General features: G+C 41.9%; 1 protein-coding gene. It reads left to right on the forward strand.

Annotation, left to right across the window (positions count from 1 at the left end; translation table 11 throughout):
- Nucleotides 1–265: mucin-binding protein (locus N8M95_RS09250; protein WP_261117093.1), on the forward strand; the 265-nt coding region annotated here is incomplete at both ends.

Here is a 265-nt window from a genome sequence, read left to right on the forward strand (position 1 = left end):
AGTCGTATTAACCTAGTGACTGGTCAAATTTTCTTCCAAGACTGGACAACTAATGATGATACGTTTGATAAAGTGGTATCACCAACCATCGCAGGTTACACAGCGGATAAATCAGAAATCCCGGCTGTAAGTGGAGTTCAAGCTAAAGACCAAGACCGTGTTGAAACAGTCACTTATCGTAAGGATGCTCAAAAAGCTGTTATCCGTTATGTAAGTACTAACGGTAACCGCGTTCTCACAACAGATGAAGTGACAGGTAAGTCAG

This window comes from Streptococcus mitis, assembly GCF_946190325.1.
GTDB lineage: Bacteria > Bacillota > Bacilli > Lactobacillales > Streptococcaceae > Streptococcus > Streptococcus mitis_CF.